We start from the raw sequence: 21,873 nt of genomic DNA, 5'->3' as shown, positions 1-21,873 counted from the left end.
ATTCGAGGAATTCACGCGCGGCACTTTAGTTTCGTGCACAGGGCCTCACGCTCCTGTGCTTCATGCAGAACCGACCGGCACGCGCACTGTTTTGCCGGCACACCTCGGGGAGTCATCATGCAAATTGGTTCAATCGTTCGCTCCGTCCATATTGCTGTGCCACAAGGCGCACGCGGGATCGTCATGCGGATTCTCGGCGACATGGCGATGGTCGCCTGGTACGCCGATGAACCCGGCACGTCGGAGCTGCTAAACACGGAACCGTTCTTCCTCGAAGATCTGATCGACACCGGCGAACTCGTCCGCCCGTCCAACGCGCTCATACATTAAGGAATTAGCGCGTTTCAGAACGTTGTTTCGCTGTATCCGCGCATCGCTGATGCTTCCCCCCGCGATGCGCGTCACAATGCAGGGATGAACTCGAACCATTCCGATGCATCGCGCGCGCCCGCAGACAGCCTTTCTCTCTCCGGCGACGACGCTAATCTCCCGCCTCCGCCTTTCGCCGATCTCACGCCCGAGCGTGTGCTCGATGCGCTCGACAGCGTCCTGATACCGCTTGGCGAACGCACCGACGGCGGCATGCTCGCGCTCAACAGCTATGAGAACCGTGTGTACCAGGTCGGCATGGAAGACGGGCCGCCGATGGTCGCGAAGTTCTACCGGCCGCTGCGTTGGTCCGACGACGCCATTCTCGAAGAGCACGCTTTCGTTTCGACCCTTTATGAGCGCGAGATTCCGGCGGTGCCGGCTCGCGTGCTGAATGGCGCGTCGCTCCATACGTTTGAAGGTTTCCGGTTTTCCATCTTCGAACGACGCGGAGGACGTGCGCCGGATATCGACCGGCCGGAGACGCTGGAATGGCTTGGGCGGTTTATCGGCCGGATTCACGCGGTCGGGCAGATCAAGCCGTACGTGGAACGCCCAGCGCTCGATATTCAGACCTTTGGATACGAACCGCGCGAGTTTTTGCTGACGCACGGATTTGTGCCGAAGGACGTGCGGGAAGCGTATGAAACCGTAGTGAAGATGGCGCTGGAAGGTGTCGAGCGATGCTACGAACGCGCCGGCGATATCAAAAGCATCCGGCTGCACGGCGATTGTCATCCAAGCAACGTGTTGTGGACGGATGCGGGTCCGCATTTCGTCGATTTCGACGATAGCCGCATGGCGCCCGCTATCCAGGATTTGTGGCTGTTGCTGCCGGGCGATCGCCCGGAGGCGTCGCGTGCGCTAGGTGATTTGCTGGCGGGATACGAAGATTTCTGCGATTTCGAGCCGCGCGAGCTGCATCTGGTCGAAGCGCTGCGCACGCTGCGGTTGATTCACTATGCGGCCTGGCTGGCGCGTCGCTGGAATGATCCGGCGTTTCCCGCCGCGTTTCCGTGGTTCAACACGCAGCGTTATTGGGAAGACCGGATTCTGGAGTTGCGCGAGCAGGTCGGCGCAATGGAAGAAGGGCCGCTCTGGCCGGTTTGACGGTTTTTTCGGCGATCGTTCGCCGATGTCTTTTTGGCGCGGCCAGTGCCTCCCTCCTGCTCCGGCCGCGTCACACGACTATTGAAGATTTGCAATGTTCGTGTAATGATAACAATTCTCATTTGAAAGCTTGACTCCGCCGATGTGCTTATTGGCGGCTTGTCAGCCGTATCGGTGAGAAATCCATCCGCAGCATCCCCTTATTCGCTATGCCCTCTGGAGAGACGCGTGAACGCGCCTGAAACCTTTGAACCCGCGTCCAACGTGACCTCGATGCCGTACGCGCCGCGAGGCGGCCGCCTTATCGACGACGCTGAACAGTTCGCACGGAAACAGCGCTCGCGCCGCGCAACCTTCATCAAATGGCTACGCAAGGTGCATGGCTGGGTCGGTTTGTGGGGCGCCGTGCTGGGGTTACTGTTCGGGACGACGGGATTTCTGCTGAATCATCGCGCCGGTCCGCTGAAGATTTCGAGCGGAGAACCGCAGGTTTCCCAGATGCAAATGGCCGTGCCCGAGCATGGCCTCAAGTCACCGATGGAACTCGGCAAGTGGCTCAAGCAGGAACTCCAGCTTGACGGGAATATCGGCCGGCCGAAACGTGAGTCCGCGCACGCGGTGGGCTGGGGCGATCAGAAGACCATGCAGCCGGAATTGTGGACGGTGGCGGTGGCGTCGCCGGGCGGGTCGGTATCGGCGGAATACTGGGTGGGGAACGGGTTTGTATCGGTGAAACGCACCGAGAACAGCTTTCTCTCGACCATGAGCAATTTGCACAAAGGCGTGGGGTTGAGCGTGGGCTGGGTGCTGCTCATCGATACGCTGGCGGGCAGCATTATTCTGCTGTCGCTGACGGGCGTGTTGCTGTGGACCGAGTTGAATAAACGCAAGACGGTGGGCGCGGTGATTGTGATGGTATCGATTGTCGCGATGGTTTGTATGGGGTTGATGTGAGGGCGCCGCCGTCTGCGTTTGCTGCGGTTTAAACAACAAACCCCGCGACAAAAAGCGGGGTTTGTTTTTTTGATTTTGCACATCTTACGCGGCACGTGGATTAAACCGCTTTCCGATCCACAAAAGCAAACAAAACGAAACGATCTCAGTCCACGCAGCATGTACCATCAAGGCTTCAATCGTCGCCCAACTATTTCGCATCACTAATTTTTACAATTGCTCATGGCCAACCACCACATCCTCATCTGCCTGCCCACCTACAGCGAAGAAGTCCACGTCAATTTCGCCTTTTCGCTAATGGACCTCACACGCGCATTAACGGATTCGGGATCAAGCTACGAAATGTTGCACGTTGCGTCCTCGCAAATCGTTCGAGCGCGAAACTTCTTCGCCAACTATTTCCTGGACCATCCCAAATTCACGCACCTGCTTTTCCTCGATACCGACATGAAGTTTCCCGCCGAAGCCGTCATCAAGCTTCTGGCCGCTAACAAAACGCTCACGGGCCTCGCCTATCCGTTCAGACGTTTCAATCTGGATCGTTCGATAGCTCCCGCCGATTCCGGTCTCACCATGCGTCAATGGCTGGAAAAGCATGCCGACTACACGTTCGCACCCGTTACGAATGCGGACGGAGATATGGATTTCGTGAATGGATTTGCCGAAGCACGGCATATTGGCACCGGCGTTTTCCTGGCGCAACGCGAAGCGTTCGAGGTAACGAAACCTTTTACGGAGTGCTACTCGCCGCCGAAACAATATGCATCGATGATACCCAGCGGCAAGTTCTACGGCTTCTTCGAAACCATCGAAGAAGACGGCGTCTATCTGGGCGAAGACGTGTCGTTCTGCATGCGTGCGCGCCAGGCAGGAATATCGATTTGGGCACTGATTGACCAGACCGTGGTTCATTACGGAGCATCGGAGGTATCCGGTCAATACCTCCAGTCCATGCGACTCAACGGCAAAGTGACTTGAGAACAACGTGCCGCGCTTATCGTCCAAGCGCGGCGACACCAAATACCCACCCTAAATCCCGCAAATCTCCCCGGTCCCTTCAAGCTCCCGCGCCGCCTTCGCGCCTTCAACCTGAAGAATCGTCGGCAACGAAACCCCGTTCTTCGCCGCCGTCACTTCAGCAAGAATCGAAACGGCAATCTCCGGCGGCGTCCGGCTACCGATATAAATCCCCACCGGCCCATGCAGGCGCGACAACTCGGCATCGGAGAGATCGAACTCTTTCAGCCTTTCCCTGCGCGCCGCGTTGTTCTTCCGCGACCCCAACGCGCCGACATAAAACGCCGGCGTCTTCAACGCTTCCATCAACGCTAGATCGTCGAGCTTCGGATCATGCGTCAATGCAATCACCGCGCAACGCTCATCGAGTTTCATTTCCATCACGGTATCGTCGGGCATGGTGCGCACAATCTTCGTGCCCGGCACATCCCACTCGTCGGTGTACTCCTCACGTGGATCGCAGACCGTCACGTGGTAATCCAGCCCGACCGCGATACTGCATAAATACCGCGACAACTGCCCCGCGCCGATCACAAGCATCCGATACCGCGGCCCGTGAATGGTCGACAACGTGGTTTCATCGAACGTCACGCCATCCGTTGCTTGCGCTGGCTCTAACTTGACCGCGCCATTGGCCATATCGAGCGTGCGTGTCACCAGCTGGCCGGCGAGAACGGCATCGCATAACTCAGCAATACCGCTCTTCATCGACAACGGTTCAAGCACCAGTTGAATCGTCCCGCCGCAAGGCAGTCCGAACCGATGTGCCTCTTCCGCCGAGATTCCATATTTCACGCTCTCGGGCTTGGTCTGCTCAATGCCGCGTTGCCTGACGCGCTCGATCAAGTCGTCTTCAATGCAGCCGCCCGACACCGATCCCATCACCGCGCCGTCATCGCGCACGGCGAGCATCGCGCCTTCTGGCCGGGGCGACGAACCCCACGTCTTAACTACAGTCACCAGCAACACGCGATGCCCCCGTTCGAGCCATCGCGCGCTGTTTCTCAGGACTTCGAGATCCACGCTGTCCATGATCTTTTCCTCTTCTTCTCTACACCTTCACCGTCCGCCGAGTCGGGCTCCGCCTCGGGTTCATCGCCCTGCGTCAACTGCGCACTGAAGCGCTTGAAAAATTCCCCGGCAATCTTTCTGGCCGCGCCGTCCACCAGCCGCGAGCCGATCTGCGCAAGCTTGCCGCCCACTTGCGCGTTCGCCGTGTAAGTCAACGTGGTCGAATCCGCATTGTCGCCCGGTTCCAGGTTCACCTTCGCCTGCCCCTTGCCGAAACCGGCCGTCCCGCCTTGCCCCTCGAACACGATGGTGTACGTGTGCGGCGCGTCGATGTCCACCAAATTCATGCGCCCCTTGAATTTCGCTTTTACGGGTCCGACCGACGCCGTCATTGCCACCGCATACGCGTTCTCGCCATCGGCTTCTATGCTTTCGCAACCCGGAATGCACGCGCGCAAGATTTCAGTATCGTTCAACGCTTCCCAAGCGACATTCTGCGGCACGGGCAGATGATGCGTTTCGGTCAGTTCCATGACGTGTCTCCGGCTGATTTCCGGTCCGATCGACGCGTCACCGCCGCCAGCTCCCGGCCGACAGCGTTCAGGCTGTCGAGGTTGTGAGCCGCAAGCATCGCATCGACATGCGGCAGGATCGCCCGCACGCCCCGCGCGCGCGGGGTGAAATCGGCGTATCGAAGCAACGGATTAAGCCACACCAGCCGATGCGCAAAGCGCCTCAGGCGCAGCATTTCGGTTTCGAGGACATCGATTGCTTCGTGATCGAGCCCGTCAGTGACGAACAAAACCGTTGCACGTCCGTTGAGCACCCGCCGCGCCCAGCGCCGGTTGAATTCGGCCAGCGCCGCGCCGATCCGCGTTCCGCCCGACCAGTCGACCACCTGATCGGAGATCGCGGCAATCGCTACGTCAGGATCGCGTTCGCGTAATGCCCGCGTGGCGTTGGTCAGGCGCGTGCCAAACAGGAAAACCTGCAGGCGTTCGCGCGACTGCAGCAAGGCATGACAGAAGTAAAGCACAGCCCGGGAATACGCGCTCATCGACCCGGAAATGTCGAGCAGCAGGACAAGCGGCGGGCGGCGCTCGACCACTTTCTTGTATTTCCACGTGGTCCAGTCGCCGCCCGAGCGCACGGCGCTACGGGCGCTGGCGCGCAAATCGGCATGCGTGCCGTGCGATGCCGTTTTTAAGCGCCGGGTCGGCTCCGTGGCTAGCGGCATTCTATGCGAACGAATTTGATGTCGAAGCGCGCGCCATTCATCGGACGTAAGGGTGTCGAAATCGCGATGGCTCAGACGCTCCTGCGCGCTGAACGTGATGCGCGCGTGGAGATGTTCAACCGTGTCCGGCTGATTGTTCTCCTGCTTCAATGCAGCCGCGCGTGCGGCGAGGGCATCGGCGAGACGATTGTTACGCTTGGGCGGCGGCACGCCGTTCGTCACCTTCGGCAGCAATAACGCGCGCAATTTCCCTTCCCAATCGGGATCGCGCCAGAAAAGATCGAAGGCCTGATGGAAGAGGTCGCGCTCGTCGGGCGCATGAACAAGCAGCGCGGCGAGCGCGGCGCGGACATCATCGCGGCGGGTTATGTCGATCCAGCGCAGCGCTTCGAGCGCATCAACGCTGTGCGCCGGCGACATCGCGAGGCCTGCGCCGCGCAAGAGCCGCACAAAATGCACGACGTTGTGAGCAAGCGTTGGCGTCGACATGATCGCTCAGGCCGGCGCGGCGAGGCACTGGGCGATCTCGGCCGCGTCCACGCGTGCTAGGTCGTCCTGGTACTTCAGCAGTACGCCCAATGTGTCCTGCACCGATTGCGGATCGAGTTCACTGACAGAAAGCGCCGCCAGCGCACGACACCAGTCGATGGTTTCCGCCACGCCCGGCGCCTTGAACAAGTCGAGCGTCCTCAGCCGATGCACAAACGCCACCGCTCGCGCCTGCAAGTCCGCGCCTGCTTCGGGCGCGCGTGCAGCCACAATCTGCAGTTCCACATCGCGGGCGGGATAGCCGATCCATTGATATAAACAGCGTCGTTTGAGCGCATCGTGGACCTCGCGGGTGCGATTCGATGTCATCACGACCAGCGGCGGCCGCTCGGCGCGCACAGTTCCGTACTCGGGAATCGATACCTGGAAATCCGACAGCAACTCGAGCAGGAAAGCTTCGAACGGTTCATCGGCGCGATCGATTTCATCGATGAGTAAAACGCGTTGAGCGCCTGGATTCGAGGGGTCAGGCATAAGTGCTTGCAGCAACGGGCGCTTGAGGAGGAACTCGCTTTTGTAGAGCGAATCGTTCGAGGGTTGTTCACCTGCTGCCTCGGCAAGCCGCAGCGCCATGATCTGGCGCGGATAGTCCCATTCGTAGAGCGCGCTGGCGGTGTCGAGTCCTTCATAGCATTGCAGCCGCAGCATTTGCGTGCCGAGCATGCCGGCGGCCGCTTTTGCCAGTTCAGTCTTGCCGACGCCCGGTTCACCTTCCAGAAATAGCGGGCGCTGCATTTTTAACGCCAGGAAAAGCCCCGTTGCGAGTTCGCGGCTGGCGAAGTATTGCTGCCCGCTCAGCGCGGCGAGGGTTTCGTCGATCGAGGCTGGGTCCATAAGGTTCCTGGGACTGGTTGAGTCAGAGTTTGTTTCGCTCGCGCCGGGAGAACCCCAGCCCGTTCATCGGCGCGAGCAAAAAACCGGGGCGAACGAAAAGCTAAAACGCATTGGCCCTATCGACCGCCCTTCCGGCAAGTATCGGGATCAAATGCGCCCGATACTCGGCACTCGCGTGCATATCCTCGTTGAGCGTATCGGCGGAAATCGACGTGCTACGCGCCGCCGCAACCGAGAACTCCTTCGATAACGCATCCTCAAGCGCCGACGCCCGAAACACGCTCGCTGCCGCGCCCGTGATCGCCACTCGCACGCCGCCTGCATGCTTCGCAACAAACACACCAACCAAAGCAAAGTGCGACGCAGGATTGCGAAACTTCTCGTACCCCGCCCGCTCGGCAATCGGAAATTCAACCGATGTAATCAGTTCATCCGGCTCCAAAGCCGTCTCATACATGCCAAGGAAAAAGTCATCGGCGGTAATACGCCTTCTATCCGTCACGATAGTCGCGTTCAACGCCAACACCGCCGCCGGATAACACGCCGCCGGGTCATCGTTGGCAAGCGATCCGCCGATCGTCCCGCGCTCCCGAACCTGCCGGTCGCCAATATGACCGGCAAGGTCCGCCAACCCCGGCAGCGCACGCTGCACCTCCGGGTTCGCGGCAACTTGCGCATGACACACCGCACCGCCAATAGTCACCTTGTCACCCGTCACGGTGATGTCCTTCATCGTGCCAATGCGCGTCACATCCACCAGCGCCGACGGCTGCGCGAGCCGCAAGCGCATGGTCGGCAGCAAGCTCTGGCCGCCGGAGAGATATTTGGCGTCCTCGTTCTGCTTGAGAAACGCCACCGCTGCGTCGGACTTGTCGGGCCGTTGATAATCGAATGAGTACATGTCGAAGTCCTCTTAAGCGGGAGTCGAAGCGCCGCGAGCGGCCGAAGCATCGGCTGCTGCATGCATGGCAGCCCATACGCGATGCGGCGTGGCAGGCATCTGCAGATCGGTCACACCGAGCGGCGAAAGCGCGTCGATGATCGCGTTGATCACCGCCGGTGGCGATCCAATCGCGCCCGCTTCGCCGCAGCCCTTCACGCCTAGCGGGTTATGCACGCACGGCGTGCCTTTCGACGTTTCCACATCGAAGTTCGGTAGATCGGACGCGTGCGGCATCGCGTAATCCATGAACGAACCCGACATCAACTGGCCGCTCTCGTTGTCGTACACGGCGCGTTCCAGCATCGCCTGACCAATGCCCTGCCCAATCCCTCCATGCACCTGGCCTTCGACGATCATCGGATTGATGATGTTGCCGAAATCATCGACGGCGGTGAACTTCTGGATGCGCGTTTCGCCGGTGTCCTGATCAACCTCCACTTCGCACAAATACGCGCCAGACGGATACGTGAAGTTGCTCGGATCGTAGAACGCGTTTTCGTTGAGGCCCGGTTCGAGTTTGTCGAGCGGGAAGTTGTGCGGCACATACGCCGCCAGCGATACCTCCGCGAACGCCTTCGTCCGATCGGTCCCCGCCACGCGGAAAATTCCGTCCTTGAACTCAATATCTTCCGCCGATGCCTCCAGCAAATGCGCAGCGATTTTCTTGGCTTTGTCCTCGATCTTGTCGAGCGCCTTCATGATCGCCGAGCCGCCGACCGCAATCGACCGCGAGCCGTACGTGCCCATGCCGAACGGAATCCGCCCGGTGTCGCCGTGGACGATCTCGATGTTGTCCATCGATACCCCCAGCCGGTCCGCCACCACTTGCGCGAAGGTGGTTTCGTGCCCTTGGCCGTGGCTGTGCGAGCCGGTGAACACGGTGACCGACCCCGTGGGATGTACACGGACTTCGCCAGCTTCGAACAAGCCCGCCCGCGCGCCCAACGCACCCGCCAGATTCGATGGCGCCAACCCGCACGCCTCGATGTAGCAGGAATATCCAAGCCCGCGCAGCTTGCCGTTTTTCTTCGATTCCTCGCGCCGCGCCGGGAACCCTGCCACATCGGCAAGTTCCATCGCGCGGTCGAGCAACGCCGAGTAATCGCCGGAATCGTAGGTCAGGCCAACCGGCGTGGTGTACGGCCACGATCGGATGAAATTTCGCCGCCTCAATTCAGCAGGATCGATGTTCATCTCGCGCGCCGCCGTTTCCACGATACGTTCAAGCACGTACGTGGCTTCCGGACGCCCCGCGCCGCGATAGGCATCCACTGGAACCGTATTCGTGAAAACAGCCTTTACCTCGGCGTAGATCGCGGGCGTAGCGTACTGGCCGGCGAGCAGCGTGGCGTACAAGATGGTCGGGATCGCGGACGCGAACGTCGACAAATACGCGCCCATGTTCGCCGTCGTGTGAACGCGAAGACCGAGGAACTTGCCGTCGGCGTCGATCGCGAGTTCGGCTTTAGTGACGTGATCGCGGCCGTGGGCATCGGAGAGGAATGCTTCCGAGCGCTCGCACGTCCATTTGATCGGCCGCCGGACTTTCTTCGACGCCCACGTCAACGCCACATCTTCCGCGTAGAGGTAGATCTTCGAGCCGAAGCCGCCGCCCACATCGGGCGCGATGATCCTTAGTTTCGACTCAGGCAGAGACAACACGAACGCCGCCATCAACAAACGCTCGACGTGCGGATTCTGATTCGCGACGTAGACGGTGTAGCTGTCGTCGGACTTCGAATAGCTCGCGTTCACGGCGCGCGGTTCGATCGCGTTCGGCACCAGGCGCTGGTTCACGATATCCAGCGTGGTCACGTGCGCGGCTTTGGCGAAAGCGGCGTCGGTGGCCGCTTTATCGCCGTGGCCCCAGATGTAGCAGAGGTTGTTCGGCGCTTCATCGTGGACCTGAGGCTGGCCGGGGTCGGCGGCGGTGGCGGTATCGACGACGGCCGGCAGCACGTCGTAGTCCACTTCGATCAACTCGATCGCGTCCTTCGCTTGCTTCACCGATTCCGCAACGATCAACGCCACCTGATCGCCCACGTGCCGCACTTTCGTATGCGCAATCACGGGGTGCGGCGGTTCGTTCATCGGCTTGCCGTCGATGTTGTGGATCAGCCATCCGCACGGCAATCCGCCGACGCTTTCGCCGGCCATGTCCGCGCCGGTGAAGATCGCGACGACGCCGGGGGCTTCTTTCGCTGCGGTAATGTCGATACTGCGGATCGTCGCGTGCGCGTAGGGTGAGCGCAGGAAGACGGCGAAGGTTTGGCGGGGAAGGACGACGTCATCGGTGTATTGGCCGTTGCCCGTCAGGAAGCGATAGTCTTCCTTGCGTCTAACGGCGGCGCCGATCATGCGGTGGGTATCGGGTGTTTCAGGGGCGTTCATCGCGGACTCCTGTTCAGGCGCGAATCTTCATCGGAAAGGTGAGTGCGGCTTCGTTGCAGCTTCAGTTGAAGCGCGGGCGGCGGCTCAGGGCGAGGCCTTCATGGCTTGCGCGCCCTGCACTATGGCTTTCACGATGTTGTGATACCCCGTACATCGACAGAGATTGCCGTCAAGTTGTTCGCGGACATCGGCTTCGGTGAGATCGGGCTTTTGCGCGGCGAGGGAGGTCGCGCTCATCACCATGCCGGGCGTACAGAAGCCGCACTGCAGGCCATGGCACTCCTTGAACGCCGCTTGCATGGGATGGAGTTCACCGTCCTTCGCCATCCCTTCGATAGTCGTCACCGACGACCCGTCGGCCTGCACGGCAAGGATGTTGCACGACTTGATCGCGCGGCCATCCAGGTGGACCGTGCATGCGCCGCACTGGGCGGTGTCGCAGCCTATGTGCGTGCCCGTGAGACACAACTCCTCACGGAGAAACTGGACTAGGAGGATGTGGGGTTCGACGGTGGCGGTAACGGCTTTGCCGTTGACCGTCAGACTGATGCTGAGCGCCATGCTTCTGTCTCCTTCGGGGGATATACAGCCGAAGCTCACTCATCGCTTTTGTTTCACTGGCCTTGCGGACTTCACGAGTGTGAGTGTCTGGCTGGGTTCGTGTTTATTTGTTGTAGCACTTAGTAAAGCACAAAACGAAAACCGTCGCTATTGGGCTAAAGGCGGGTGGGGACAGAGGGTTGCGGGGGCGCGTCTCGCGGAAAGCGGTCGTAAAAACGCCGCCTCGATGGGCGGCGTAAGGCTTAAGCGGCTGGGTTCAACCTCCGCGTGTCACTCCACCCCGCGCCCCAGTTTCGAATGCCAGCGCGAATAGCCGAAATAGATCGCCAGCCCGATTGCGAGCCACACCACGAATGCAATCCACGTCACCGCTTTCAGATTCAGCATCAGGAACAGGCAAGCCAGAACCGCCAGCACCGGCACGACGGGCACGCCTGGGCAACGAAACGCACGCGGCAGGTCAGGATGCGTACGACGCAAAATCAGCACGGCGATAGACACCATCGAAAACGCGGCCAGCGTGCCGATATTGATCAGTTCCGCCAGCACGTTGAGCGGCACGAGCGCACCGATCAGCCCGAAGAACAGACCCACCAGCCACGTCGTAAAGAACGGCGTGCCGAATTTCGGATGCACGGTCGACAGACGCGCGGGCAGCAAGCCATCGCGGGACATCGCGTAGATGATGCGTGTCTGACCGTAGCTCATCACCAGAATCACGGTCAGCATGCCGAGCACCGCGCCCAAATCGATGAAACCCGCCACCCACCTCTGCCCCACGACCTGCAACGCGTACGACACGGGATGCGAGACATTGGCGAACTGCGCCGCCGGAACAATACCCGTCACCACGGCGGCCACCGCCACGTAAAGCACGGCGCAAACCGCCAGCGACGAAATAATGCCGATCGGCAAGTCACGCTTCGGATTCTTCACTTCTTCCGCCGCCGACGACACCGAGTCGAAGCCGATAAACGCAAAGAACATCACAGCCGCCGCACCGAACACGCCGTTCCAGCCATTCGGCATGAACGGATGCCAGTTCGCGGGCGTGACGTGAAACACGCCGACGCCGATCACCATCAGCACGACCGCGACCTTGATCGCGACCATCACGTTGTTCACGCGCGCCGACTCCTTGATACCGATCGACAGCAGCGACGTGATCGCCATCATGACGAGAAACGCGGGCAGGTTGAACAGCGTGAAATGTCCTGGCACGGCACCGGGCGCCGCTGTCAGCGCCACGGGCAACGAAATGCCGAAGCCCGACAGCAGCGACTGCAGATACCCCGACCAGCCGACCGACACCGCGGAGGTCGCCAACCCGTATTCCAGCATCAGGTCCCAGCCGATAACCCACGCGGCGAGTTCGCCGAGCGTGGCATACGAATACGTGTAGATGGATCCAGCGACGGGAATGGTCGATGCAAACTCCGCGTACGCGAGCGCCGCGAGCGCGCACGCAATGGCCGCGAGAATAAACGACACCATCAACGCCGGACCGGCTTGAACCGCGCCCGTCCCGGTGAGCACGAAAATACCCGTGCCGATAATCGCGCCGACGCCCAGAAACGTCAGATCGAGCGCCCCCAACGTTTTTTTGAGTCCGGCGCGTTGCGCGCCGGCGAGCATGTGCTCGATGCTTTTCTTGCGGAACAGGGACATGAACGGGTGACTCCTCAAACCTCGAGCGCGGAGCGCTAAATCGATTGGAAAACCCGCGATTTTATCGGAATGAGGAAGTTAAGCGTCGCAAAACGTTGCACACAATGGAATTTTGACTTCCCGGTGTCAGCGAATTTTTTCCAGAAACGTTCGAAAATTGTGTATCAGGACTAATTTGAGATCAGATCGGCTTTCGCAAACCGCATCAGTAGTAAAAGCCGCTTTTTAGGGCATCTTGTCGCAACGTTGAATTGCATGACGCGATTGGTTGATGGAACCGCCATATGAAAAAACCGAAGCACAAGGGCTTCGGTTTTTGTTTTCCAGCACGCGGGCAAGGTACCAAGGTCGCAAGCGAAGCTCAGCCGACGAAGGCCTTTTCCACAACGTAATGTCCCGGATGATTGTTGCTGCCTTCCTGGAAGCCCATTTCATCGAGGAGCTGACGCGTGTCGCGCAGCATATGCGGACTGCCGCAAAGCATGACGCGGTCGTTTTCCACGGAGAAGGGCGCCACGTCCAGGTCTGCGAACAGCTTCTTCGTTTCGATCAGGTCCGTGATCCGGCCGCGATTGGCAAACTCTTCGCGGGTAACCGTCGGGTAATACACCAGCTTTTCCTGGATCAACTCGCCCAGATGCTCGTGCGCCGGAAGGTGCTCGGTAATGAAGTCCTTGTACGCGAGTTCATCGACGAAACGGCAGGTGTGCGTGAGCACGATCTTGTCGAAACGATCGTAGACATCCGGGTCCTTGATGATCGACATGAAGGGCGCCAGGCCCGTACCCGTCGACAGCAGCCACAGCGTCTTGCCGGGCAAGAGGTTGTCGGCGATCAGCGTACCCACCGGCTTCTTGCCGATCAACACCGGGTCACCCACCTTCAAATGCTGAAGACGCGATGTCAGCGGACCGTCCTGCACCTTGATGCTGAGAAATTCGAGGTGCTCTTCGTAATTCGCGCTCGCCAAGCTGTAAGCGCGCAGCAGCGGCTTGCCATCGACTTCGAGGCCGACCATGGTGAACTGGCCGTTTTCGAAACGGAACGCGGAGTCGCGCGTGCAAGTGAAGCTGAACAGCGTATCGGTCCAGTGGTGGACGCTTAGAACGGTTTGCGGATTAAGGTTGCTCATGGCTTCATGGATAGTGCGGAATCAGGGCGGCGCAGTAGTGCGTTCCGGCGGCCGTTGTTTGATCAACTTGGGCTCGATTCCGGCGACAACACCTCGAAGGCGCGACGAAAGCAATGCGTGATGCTAAAGCGGAATTTCCGGCGATATGCGAGAACCAGGTCGAGCGCTGCGAAGACCCGCGCGTTCGGAGCGAATGTTCCGCATTCCCCGCTTGCCTCACGCGTAAACGCCTATTTTACCGCACACGCGATTTCCGGGTTCAAGGCGCGTTTTTTTAACGCGCGGCACTGGAATGGTCGACCTGTATGCGCAATTTGCAGGCTGGATCGTCGGGACAACGTCGCGCGAAGCGTGCAAAATCTCTTGCGAACTGGGACAACGAAGTCGATCGCGGACGAAGCAAGCATTCCGGAGTCCGCATGATAGCAACCCGTGCGGGCAGCAAGGCAAAAGCCCTGCTGCCGTCAGGCTGGTTTCGGCGAGGTGAAATGAGACTCGGCGCTGATATTCCGTTGGCATTCTTGGCAATACAGCCAACGCAGAGCCGGTCGTCAGTATCGAAGCAACATTGCGGCTTCGATCAGGAGTCAAGGGAACGCAGCCCGTGTAGCGCCCCTTTATGCCCGTCAGCGCAATTCAGATCCGCTGATCCGTCGAAGGCTTTTCCCACAGGTTGATCCCGCCTTCCGTCGCGTGCTGATCGATTTCGGCAAGTTCTTCCTTCGAAAACTCCAGGTTTTTCAACGCACCGACGTTCTCCGTCACTTGCTCGGGACGGCTCGCGCCGATCAGCACCGACGTCACGCGCCCACCGCGCAATGCCCACGCCAATGCCATTTGCGCGAGGCTTTGGCCACGCCGCTGCGCGAGTTCGTTGAGCTTGCGCACATGATCGATATTCTTCTCGCTCAAATGCTCCTGCTTCAGCGACCCGCCGCCCGGCTTGTTGACGCGCGCATCGGCCGGAATGCCGTTCAGGTATTTGCCCGTCAGCAGCCCCTGCGCCAGCGGCGTGAACGCGATACTGCCCGCGCCCACATCGTCGAGCGTATCGAGCAAATCTTCCTCGATCCACCGGTTCAGCATGTTGTAGGACGGCTGATGAATCAGCAGCGGCACTTTATGCTCGGCCAGCAGCTTCGCCATCTCGCGCGTCTTGGCCGACGAATACGACGAAATGCCCACGTACAGCGCCTTGCCTGAATGCACGGCGGTCGCGAGCGCACCAGCGGTTTCTTCGAGCGGCGTATCGGCATCGAAACGATGCGAATAGAAGATATCGACGTAATCCAGGCCCATGCGCTGCAGACTCTGATCAAGAGACGCCAGCACGTATTTCCGCGATCCGCCGCCCTGGCCATACGGCCCCGGCCACATGTCCCAGCCCGCCTTCGACGAAATCAGCAATTCGTCACGATACGGCCGGAAATCGTCCTTGAACAAACGCCCGAAATTCGTCTCCGCGCTGCCGTACGGCGGCCCGTAGTTGTTCGCGAGATCGAAGTGCGTAATGCCGAGATCGAACGCGGTGCGCAGGATGTCGCGCTGCGTGGAGATCGGCGTGGTGTCGCCGAAGTTGTGCCAAAGACCCAGCGACAACGCCGGCAACTTCAGGCCGCTCTTGCCGCAGGTGCGGTAAGTCATCTCTGAATAGCGTTCGGAAGCTGCTTCGTAAGCCATGACGAAATCCTCGAATTGGTGAAGGGACAAAGGGGGGTGCAAACACAGGCAAGCAACAATCGCGCGGGACATGTCGTCTGACGTGCACCAAGTCCGCCATGGTAGCGAATCGCGCGAACTCGTGTCGGGCTTGACCCGAAGAACATCAAGGCTATCCCGATATTCGGGACACGGCCAAATGGCCAACAGGGGAACGATTAGGGGGCGGACCCGGCCAAACCCTGTTCATTCGAACGAGGAGAAATTTCATGGACCCGCTGGACAAACTACGCCCTGTCTACAATTTCTTGCTGACAGCAGGTGTCACATACGGCTTCGACATCCTGATGGCCATATTGATTCTACTGGTCGGCTGGTGGGTGTCGAACCGCGTGGCGAACGCGGTGAAACGCGCGCTCGGCCGCACGAACGCGGACGCCACGTTCACGCCCGTCATGGCGAGCCTGGTGCAATGGGCGATCCGCGTGGTTGCCATTGTTGCAGCGCTGGGCAAGTTCGGCGTCGCGGCGGCCAGCATCCTGACCGTGCTCGGCGCGGCCGGTCTGGCTATCGGCCTCGCATTGCAGGGCACGTTGCAGAACATTGCAGCGGGCATGATGCTGTTGCTGCTGCGGCCGTTCAAGGTGGGCGACTACATTGAAGGGGCCGGGGCGACTGCTGGAACCGTCAACGAAATTGGCTTGTTCAGCACTCGTCTGACGAAAAGCGACGGCGTCATCATGTTCGTACCAAACAGCACGATCTGGGCGAACCCGGTCACCAACTTCACGGCCAACGACCGGCGGCGCGTGGTGCTGAATGTGATCATCCCTGATGATCACAATATTGAAGAGTCGCTGGCTTCGCTGCATCGGATTGTGGATACCGATCCGCGCATCATCATCGACGACAAGACCAAACCGTGGATCGCCGTCTCCGATTACACCGATACCGGCGTGAAACTGAACGTCGCCGTCTGGACAAAGCGGACCGATTACGCGAACGTGCAGGCCGATTTGCTGCGCCAGATCAAGCCGGGCATCAAGCCAGCCCCGCAGCCACCCGCACCTGGCACTGACGCGGCGCTGGACGCTTCGGCCAAGGCCCAATAAGCTTGGCGTCCGCACATTGAAGAGATTTTCATGACCAAGGCGATTTCCATTGCACTGATCGTAGGCGGCGTCGTGCTGCTGTATTTTGGTGGCCAGTCGTTCCATTCATTGGGCAACGACGTCTCGCGGTTCTTCACCGGCGCGCCGACGAACAAGACAATCTGGTTGATCGCGGCAGGCGCGGTCGCCATGTTGGCCGGATTGATCGGCCTGGCGATCCCGGGCAAGCGCTGACGCGTTCAGGCGCATGCTTCAAATAAGCGGCACGTCTTCCATAGATGCCGACCGTGTTCCCGGCAACGGCAAGTTGCTGGCGCCGCGATAGGTGTAGACCAGCGAGAATTTCACCTGATCGGTGAGATTCTTGCCGGCCGAATGCAGCGTGTTGCAGTGGAAAAACACTACGTCGCCAGCATTCAGTTTCGGCGATACCGCGCTGCGAATCAGCACTTCGTTCTCGGGCAGGTCGGAACGGAAGAACTTGGCTTTATCGAAACGTTCGGACGTGAACGGCAGCTTGTGCGACATCGGCACGAACCACAACGCGCCGTTTTCGACCGTCTCGTTACCCAGCGCCACCCACGCCGACACCAGGTCATCCCGCTCGAAATTCCAATAGCGCACGTCGCGATGCCAGCCGGTCAGGCTGCCGTAAGCCGGATGTTTCGTCATCACGCAGTTGTGATGCGCGCGCGAAAGCGTCGGCGCTTCGCCGAAATACACCTCCATCCAGCCACGCACATCGGGCGACGTGGCCCAGGCGGCGAACCGCGGATCGCGCCCGTATGCGTCGAGCAAGCGTCGCACGGTCTGCCCCCCGGGCGCGTCTTTCGAATTCGGCGCGCCGGGATATTGCAGGTCGGCTTCGAACTCGACGGGCGCCGCAGCTTCTACTAACTGCCGCCGCGCAAGGTCGCGCATGGCTTCGCAGCGTTCCGGCGTGACAAGACCCGGCAACACCACGTAGCCGTTCTCACGCAACGCGCGGACTTGTTCCAACTTCGATTGATTCGGCATATCGACTCACAGGGAAAGCATCTGGCCGGCAGGCTTGATCAGACTGTAGACAAGCCGGCTAATTAGGGCGAATACATCGATTGTAAATCGCCCGGGCCGCCCAGCGCTCCGTCCTGCGAGTTTCGGCCGTCGAACAATTGCTCGCACATCCGTGCGGGAAAATGCCGACTTCCGGCAGTAACATTTCTTCTATAACCTGCCGTCGTGCATTGAGAGAGCCCATCGAAAATCGCTTTCGATGAAAATCTATTAAATAAGTGCGCGCTTCAGGCTCGCAACTTTTATTGTGTTCAATCGATCAAACTGTTGAACGCTTTTTTTGATCCGACTAATGTCGGGTTGCAGCCATTGCGAACCCGAGCCTGTGAAATCCATGAATATTCGTTTCACGAATCGTCTTACCCGTGCCGCCGTCCGCGCTGCACGTCCAGCCGGACGCAGCGTTGTTCGGGCCCTACGCCATCATTCCGCGCGCACTCAATTGCTCGCAGGACAATTCAGGAATACCCACCCCGTCGATGGTATTCGCTCCTGGTTTCACGGATTTTTTTCGAATCTGCGATTAAGGGCAGCATCGCGACAGGCCGCATTTAAAGCGCTATTGCGAAAACCAACGCAATTACGTGCGCCCGTGGCTAAATTGAAATTGGCGCCTGGTGTGATTAATACGACGAGCCGTCGTCCGCGCAGGCTTTCGACCAGCGACGGATGGTTTGCGTTTGCTGTCCGCTGATTATTTTTGAAGACGCAATGCCTTGGTCTGAACTCGGTTGTCCTCACGCGTGCGCCGATTTGCCGCTGTGAGTGCGGGGCGAAGCGGAGTTTCCCCCCCGGTGGCAAGATCGACGTCCAACTGCGCCATGATTAAAAAAGCCCGCTGAGCGCAACGCTCAGCGGGCTTTTTTACATACTCAAACCAGACCTTCAGGCCGTTTCAACAACCGGTTCCGTTCCGGCGGCTTCCGCCAGCAGCAGTGCCTTGTCCGTGGCTTCCCACGAGAATTCCGGCTCTTCACGGCCAAAGTGGCCATACGCAGCCGACTTCTCATAGATAGGACGCAGCAGATCGAGCATCTGGATGATGCCCTTCGGACGCAGGTCAAAATGCTCGAGCACGAGTTCCTGGATCCTTTCATCCGACACGCGGCCCGTGCCGAACGTGTTGACCATAACCGAAGTCGGGCGCGCCACGCCGATTGCGTAGGACACCTGGATCAGGCATCGCGAAGCCAACCCTGCCGCGACAATGTTCTTCGCGACGTAGCGGCCTGCATACGCTGCGGAGCGATCGACCTTCGACGGGTCCTTGCCCGAGAACGCGCCGCCGCCATGAGGCGCCGCGCCGCCGTATGTATCGACGATGATCTTGCGACCCGTCAGTCCGCAATCACCTTGCGGACCGCCGATCACGAAACGTCCGGTCGGATTCACCAGGAACTTGATATCGCCCTTGATCAACTCGGCCGGCAAAACCGGCTTGATGATCTCTTCGATCACGGCTTCACGGAGCGCCTTCAGTTCGATGTCCGGTGCATGTTGCGTGGACAGCACGACGGTGTCGATGCTATGCGCCTTGCCGTTCACATAACGCACGGTCACCTGGGACTTCGCGTCCGGACGCAGCCAGTTAAGGCGACCGTCGCGACGCAGATTCGCCTGACGCTCGACCAGTCGGTGTGCCAAGTGAATGGGCAGCGGCATCAGTTCGGGCGTTTCGTCGCATGCGTAGCCGAACATCAGCCCTTGGTCGCCGGCGCCCTGATCGAGGTTGTCGTCATGAGCGGCGTCCACGCCTTGCGCGATATCGCGCGACTGTTTGTCATACGCGACGAGCACCGCGCAACCGCGATAGTCGATGCCGTATTCCGTGTTGTCGTAACCGATACGCTTGATGGTGTCACGCGCGACCTGGATGTAGTCGACGTTCGCCTGCGTGGTGATTTCACCCGCCAGAACGACCAGACCCGTGTTGCAAAGGGTTTCGGCCGCGACGCGCGAATACTTGTCCTGCGCCAGGATGGCGTCGAGGATGGCGTCGGAGATCTGGTCGGCTACCTTGTCCGGGTGGCCTTCGGAGACGGATTCAGAGGTAAAGAAGTAATTGTTTGACACGCTTCAGACTCCATTTGAGTACGGGTAAGTTGCTCACGTAGCCGACTTCGTCTGGAGTCTGAAGCGGCGACGCTTTAGCGGAAAACATGGTCCAGAAAGCGCCGTTAAGCGCCATCCGGCTTCGCCCCGCAAGTTGTCCATTAACTCGGCGAAGGTTTTATTATAGCGGTTTCTCACTTTTGTCACAGAGCCGAACGTTTGCTGCCCATCCAGAATTACCTTCACCTGCGTCATGCCCGGAACGCTCCCCGGCAAAATCGAAACCCCGCCACACGGACCCACGGGAGCGTCACATGTTAGGTCGCATTGGCGTCGCGCTGGCGGTGGGCTTCCTGAAGCTGCTCGCCCTCATTCCCTACGGCATCACCGCCCGTTTCGGCGACGGTCTCGGCTGGCTGCTTTATCAAGTCCCGAGCCACAGGAAACGGATCGTGCATATCAATCTCCGCCTGTGTTTTCCCGAGTGGACGCCCGAGCGCCGGGAAGAAGTCGCCCAGAAGCACTTCCGGCACGCGATCCGCAGTTACGTGGAGCGCAGCGTGCAATGGTTCGGCTCGGCGGAGAAACTCACCAAGCTGATCCAGGTGGACAGTGAAGTCGATCTCCTCGATCCCGACATGCCGCCCACGTTGCTGCTCGGCTTCCACTTCGTCGCGATCGAGGCGGCTTCAGTGTGGATCAACTACTCGCTGCACCGTACGTGTGGTTCGCTGTATCAGCCGATGTCGAACAAAGCGCTCGACGACATAGCCAAGAAGCAGCGGGGCCGTTTCGACGCCGAAATGGCGAGCCGCGCTGACAGCGCACGCATCGTGCTGCGCTGGCTGCGGGACCGCAAGCCGGTCATGCTCGGCGCCGACATGGACTACGGCATGCGCAACTCCACCTTCGTGCCGTTCTTCGGCGTGCAAGCATGCACGTTGACGGCGGTCGGCCGCCTGGCCAAAACCGGGCACGCGCAAATCATGCCGTTCGTGGGCGAAGTGCTGCCGAACTACAAGGGTTACCGGCTGCGGGTCTTCAAGCCCTGGGACAACTACCCGACCGGCGACGACGCAGCCGACGCCCGCCGCATGAACGCCTTCCTCGAAGACCAGGTCCGCTTGATGCCCGAACAGTATTACTGGGTGCACAAGCGCTTCAAGACGCGCCCGCCAGGCGAGCCGGGCTTTTATTAACCGGCGTGTACCAGTGTCCGGGAAACAACGGGAGATTGCTGCACAAGATCGGGCTCATCCCCCATTCGGTCTAGTGCGTGCCCTTGCTGCGCGTCACTTACAATAGCGGCATGAAACTCGAATTCACCAAAATGCAAGGCGCGGGCAACGACTTTGTCGTGCTCGACGGCTACTCCAAACCGCTCTCGCTGAACGGAGCCCAGGTGCGCGCGCTCGCGGACCGGCACTTCGGCGTCGGCGCGGATCAGTTGCTGCTGGTCGAAAAACCAGACATTGAAGACGTTGATTTCAAATACCGCATCTTCAATTGCGACGGCGGCGAAGTAGAGCATTGCGGCAACGGCGCGCGCTGCTTCGTGAAGTTCGTGCGCGACCGGGGCCTTACCAGCAAGACGAGCATCCGGGTACAGGTACATCACGGCGTGATCGTACCGACCATGCAGGAGAACGGCGACGTAGTGGTGGACATGGGGCGGCCGGAGTTCGAACCAGCTTTGGTGCCCTTCGACGCCGCAGGTTTGCAAGGCCGCACTGAAGGCGCCGACACGCTGTGGCCGCTCGACGTGCATGGCGAAGCGCGCTGGATTTCCGTTGTATCCATGGGTAATCCGCACGCCATACAGATCGTGGCCGACGTGGAAAACTCACCGGTGCTGGCAGAGGGCCCGGTGATCGAACATCACGCGCGCTTTCCAAACCGGGTCAACGCGGGCTTCATGCAGATCGTGAACCGCGGTGCGGTAAAGCTGCGCGTTTTCGAACGTGGTGCGGGCGAAACGCTGGCGTGTGGTACCGGCGCATGTGCGGCGGTCGCGGCGGGTATCCGGCGTGGTCTGCTCGACTCGCCGGTGCAGGTCCAGACCCACGGCGGCATGCTGACCATCGCCTGGGATGGCGCGCACAACGCCGCGGCCCCGCTCTTCATGGCCGGCCCCGCCACCACCGTATTCGAAGGCCAGATCGAGCTTGATTCCAAACTCGCTCACGCCGACTGACCGCCAGGAACCACGATGCTGCCC

At 60.0% G+C, this 21,873-nt stretch carries 21 protein-coding genes; 9 read left to right on the top strand and 12 right to left on the bottom strand.

Translation table 11 applies throughout. From position 1 onward, the window contains the following. The first annotated feature begins 117 nt into the window (after window positions 1-117). From FH08_RS0103655 to FH08_RS0103640, 4 genes are all read left to right on the top strand, one after another. A complete protein-coding gene (locus FH08_RS0103655; protein ID WP_031357014.1) occupies window positions 118-330 on the top strand; it encodes a hypothetical protein in 213 nt (70 codons plus the stop codon). Window positions 331-414: 84 nt separating this feature from the next. After that, a complete protein-coding gene (locus FH08_RS0103650; RefSeq protein ID WP_031357013.1) occupies window positions 415-1,479 on the top strand; it encodes a serine/threonine protein kinase in 1,065 nt (354 codons plus the stop codon). Window positions 1,480-1,707: 228 nt separating this feature from the next. Then, window positions 1,708-2,433 carry a PepSY-associated TM helix domain-containing protein gene (locus FH08_RS0103645; RefSeq protein ID WP_031357012.1) on the top strand — a complete coding sequence of 242 codons (726 nt, stop codon included), beginning with the start codon at window positions 1,708-1,710 and terminating at the stop codon, window positions 2,431-2,433. Between the two features lie 222 nt (window positions 2,434-2,655). After that, a complete protein-coding gene (locus FH08_RS0103640) occupies window positions 2,656-3,411 on the top strand; it encodes a glycosyltransferase family 2 protein (RefSeq protein ID WP_031357011.1) in 756 nt (251 codons plus the stop codon). Window positions 3,412-3,462: 51 nt separating this feature from the next. Here FH08_RS0103640 and FH08_RS0103635 read toward each other — a convergent pair whose 3' ends face one another. From FH08_RS0103635 to mgrA, 10 genes are all read right to left on the bottom strand, one after another. After that, complete coding sequence (locus FH08_RS0103635) at window positions 3,463-4,482, bottom strand: XdhC family protein (protein WP_031357010.1); 1,020 nt, start codon at window positions 4,480-4,482, stop codon at window positions 3,463-3,465. Next, entirely contained in the window at window positions 4,455-4,994 is a 540-nt protein-coding gene (locus FH08_RS0103630; protein WP_031357009.1) for a CoxG family protein, read from the bottom strand. The genes FH08_RS0103635 and FH08_RS0103630 overlap by 28 nt, the downstream gene beginning before the upstream one ends. Further along, window positions 4,985-6,187, bottom strand: a complete 1,203-nt coding sequence (locus tag FH08_RS0103625) for a vWA domain-containing protein (protein ID WP_031357008.1) — start codon at window positions 6,185-6,187, stop codon at window positions 4,985-4,987. Before FH08_RS0103625 ends, FH08_RS0103630 begins: the two co-directional genes overlap by 10 nt. A gap of 6 nt (window positions 6,188-6,193) precedes the next feature. After that, the gene (locus FH08_RS0103620) at window positions 6,194-7,081 is read right to left on the bottom strand and encodes an AAA family ATPase (RefSeq protein ID WP_031357007.1); all 888 of its coding nucleotides are present in this window, start codon (window positions 7,079-7,081) and stop codon (window positions 6,194-6,196) included. A gap of 100 nt (window positions 7,082-7,181) precedes the next feature. Continuing rightward, window positions 7,182-7,982: an FAD binding domain-containing protein gene (locus FH08_RS0103615; protein ID WP_031357006.1), complete on the bottom strand. Its 801-nt coding sequence runs from the start codon at window positions 7,980-7,982 to the stop codon at window positions 7,182-7,184. Between the two features lie 12 nt (window positions 7,983-7,994). Beyond that, window positions 7,995-10,415, bottom strand: coding sequence for a xanthine dehydrogenase family protein molybdopterin-binding subunit (locus tag FH08_RS0103610; RefSeq protein WP_031357005.1), 2,421 nt, complete (start codon window positions 10,413-10,415; stop codon window positions 7,995-7,997). Between the two features lie 84 nt (window positions 10,416-10,499). Next, window positions 10,500-10,976 carry a (2Fe-2S)-binding protein gene (locus FH08_RS0103605; protein ID WP_031357004.1) on the bottom strand — a complete coding sequence of 159 codons (477 nt, stop codon included), beginning with the start codon at window positions 10,974-10,976 and terminating at the stop codon, window positions 10,500-10,502. Between the two features lie 270 nt (window positions 10,977-11,246). Then, window positions 11,247-12,644, bottom strand: a complete 1,398-nt coding sequence (locus FH08_RS0103600; protein ID WP_031357003.1) for an amino acid permease — start codon at window positions 12,642-12,644, stop codon at window positions 11,247-11,249. Between the two features lie 361 nt (window positions 12,645-13,005). Next, window positions 13,006-13,776 carry a ferredoxin--NADP reductase gene (locus FH08_RS0103595; RefSeq protein WP_031357002.1) on the bottom strand — a complete coding sequence of 257 codons (771 nt, stop codon included), beginning with the start codon at window positions 13,774-13,776 and terminating at the stop codon, window positions 13,006-13,008. Between the two features lie 636 nt (window positions 13,777-14,412). Next, window positions 14,413-15,456, bottom strand: coding sequence for an L-glyceraldehyde 3-phosphate reductase (gene mgrA, locus FH08_RS0103590; protein ID WP_031357001.1), 1,044 nt, complete (start codon window positions 15,454-15,456; stop codon window positions 14,413-14,415). Between the two features lie 248 nt (window positions 15,457-15,704). Here mgrA and FH08_RS0103585 point away from each other — a divergent pair, with 248 nt between their 5' ends. Both FH08_RS0103585 and FH08_RS0103580 read left to right on the top strand, forming a co-directional pair. Beyond that, the gene (locus tag FH08_RS0103585) at window positions 15,705-16,547 is read left to right on the top strand and encodes a mechanosensitive ion channel family protein (protein ID WP_063771161.1); all 843 of its coding nucleotides are present in this window, start codon (window positions 15,705-15,707) and stop codon (window positions 16,545-16,547) included. A gap of 30 nt (window positions 16,548-16,577) precedes the next feature. Continuing rightward, window positions 16,578-16,781, top strand: a complete 204-nt coding sequence (locus FH08_RS0103580) for a DUF3185 family protein (RefSeq protein WP_031356999.1) — start codon at window positions 16,578-16,580, stop codon at window positions 16,779-16,781. Between the two features lie 18 nt (window positions 16,782-16,799). On the opposite strand, the gene FH08_RS0103575 is transcribed toward FH08_RS0103580, so the two are convergent. Next, complete coding sequence (locus tag FH08_RS0103575) at window positions 16,800-17,564, bottom strand: phytanoyl-CoA dioxygenase family protein (protein ID WP_031356998.1); 765 nt, start codon at window positions 17,562-17,564, stop codon at window positions 16,800-16,802. Window positions 17,565-17,937: 373 nt separating this feature from the next. Here FH08_RS0103575 and FH08_RS53200 point away from each other — a divergent pair, with 373 nt between their 5' ends. Further along, on the top strand, window positions 17,938-18,297 hold the full coding sequence (locus tag FH08_RS53200; RefSeq protein ID WP_235210276.1) for a hypothetical protein: 360 nt from the start codon (window positions 17,938-17,940) through the stop codon (window positions 18,295-18,297). A gap of 191 nt (window positions 18,298-18,488) precedes the next feature. Here the strand turns inward: FH08_RS53200 and metK are convergent, their stop codons facing one another. Then, window positions 18,489-19,676, bottom strand: coding sequence for a methionine adenosyltransferase (metK, locus tag FH08_RS0103565; RefSeq protein WP_031356997.1), 1,188 nt, complete (start codon window positions 19,674-19,676; stop codon window positions 18,489-18,491). Window positions 19,677-19,969: 293 nt separating this feature from the next. Between metK and FH08_RS0103560 the strand changes: the two genes are divergently transcribed. Further along, window positions 19,970-20,854, top strand: a complete 885-nt coding sequence (locus tag FH08_RS0103560; RefSeq protein ID WP_031356996.1) for a lipid A biosynthesis lauroyl acyltransferase — start codon at window positions 19,970-19,972, stop codon at window positions 20,852-20,854. Between the two features lie 110 nt (window positions 20,855-20,964). Further along, the gene (dapF, locus tag FH08_RS0103555; RefSeq protein ID WP_031356995.1) at window positions 20,965-21,849 is read left to right on the top strand and encodes a diaminopimelate epimerase; all 885 of its coding nucleotides are present in this window, start codon (window positions 20,965-20,967) and stop codon (window positions 21,847-21,849) included. The last annotated feature ends 24 nt before the right edge of the window (window positions 21,850-21,873 follow it).

The organism is Caballeronia sordidicola (assembly GCF_000729995.1).
GTDB lineage: Bacteria > Pseudomonadota > Gammaproteobacteria > Burkholderiales > Burkholderiaceae > Caballeronia > Caballeronia sordidicola_A.
The sequence above is the reverse complement of the archived record's forward strand: the minus strand, read 5'-3'. Positions and strand labels throughout refer to the sequence as shown.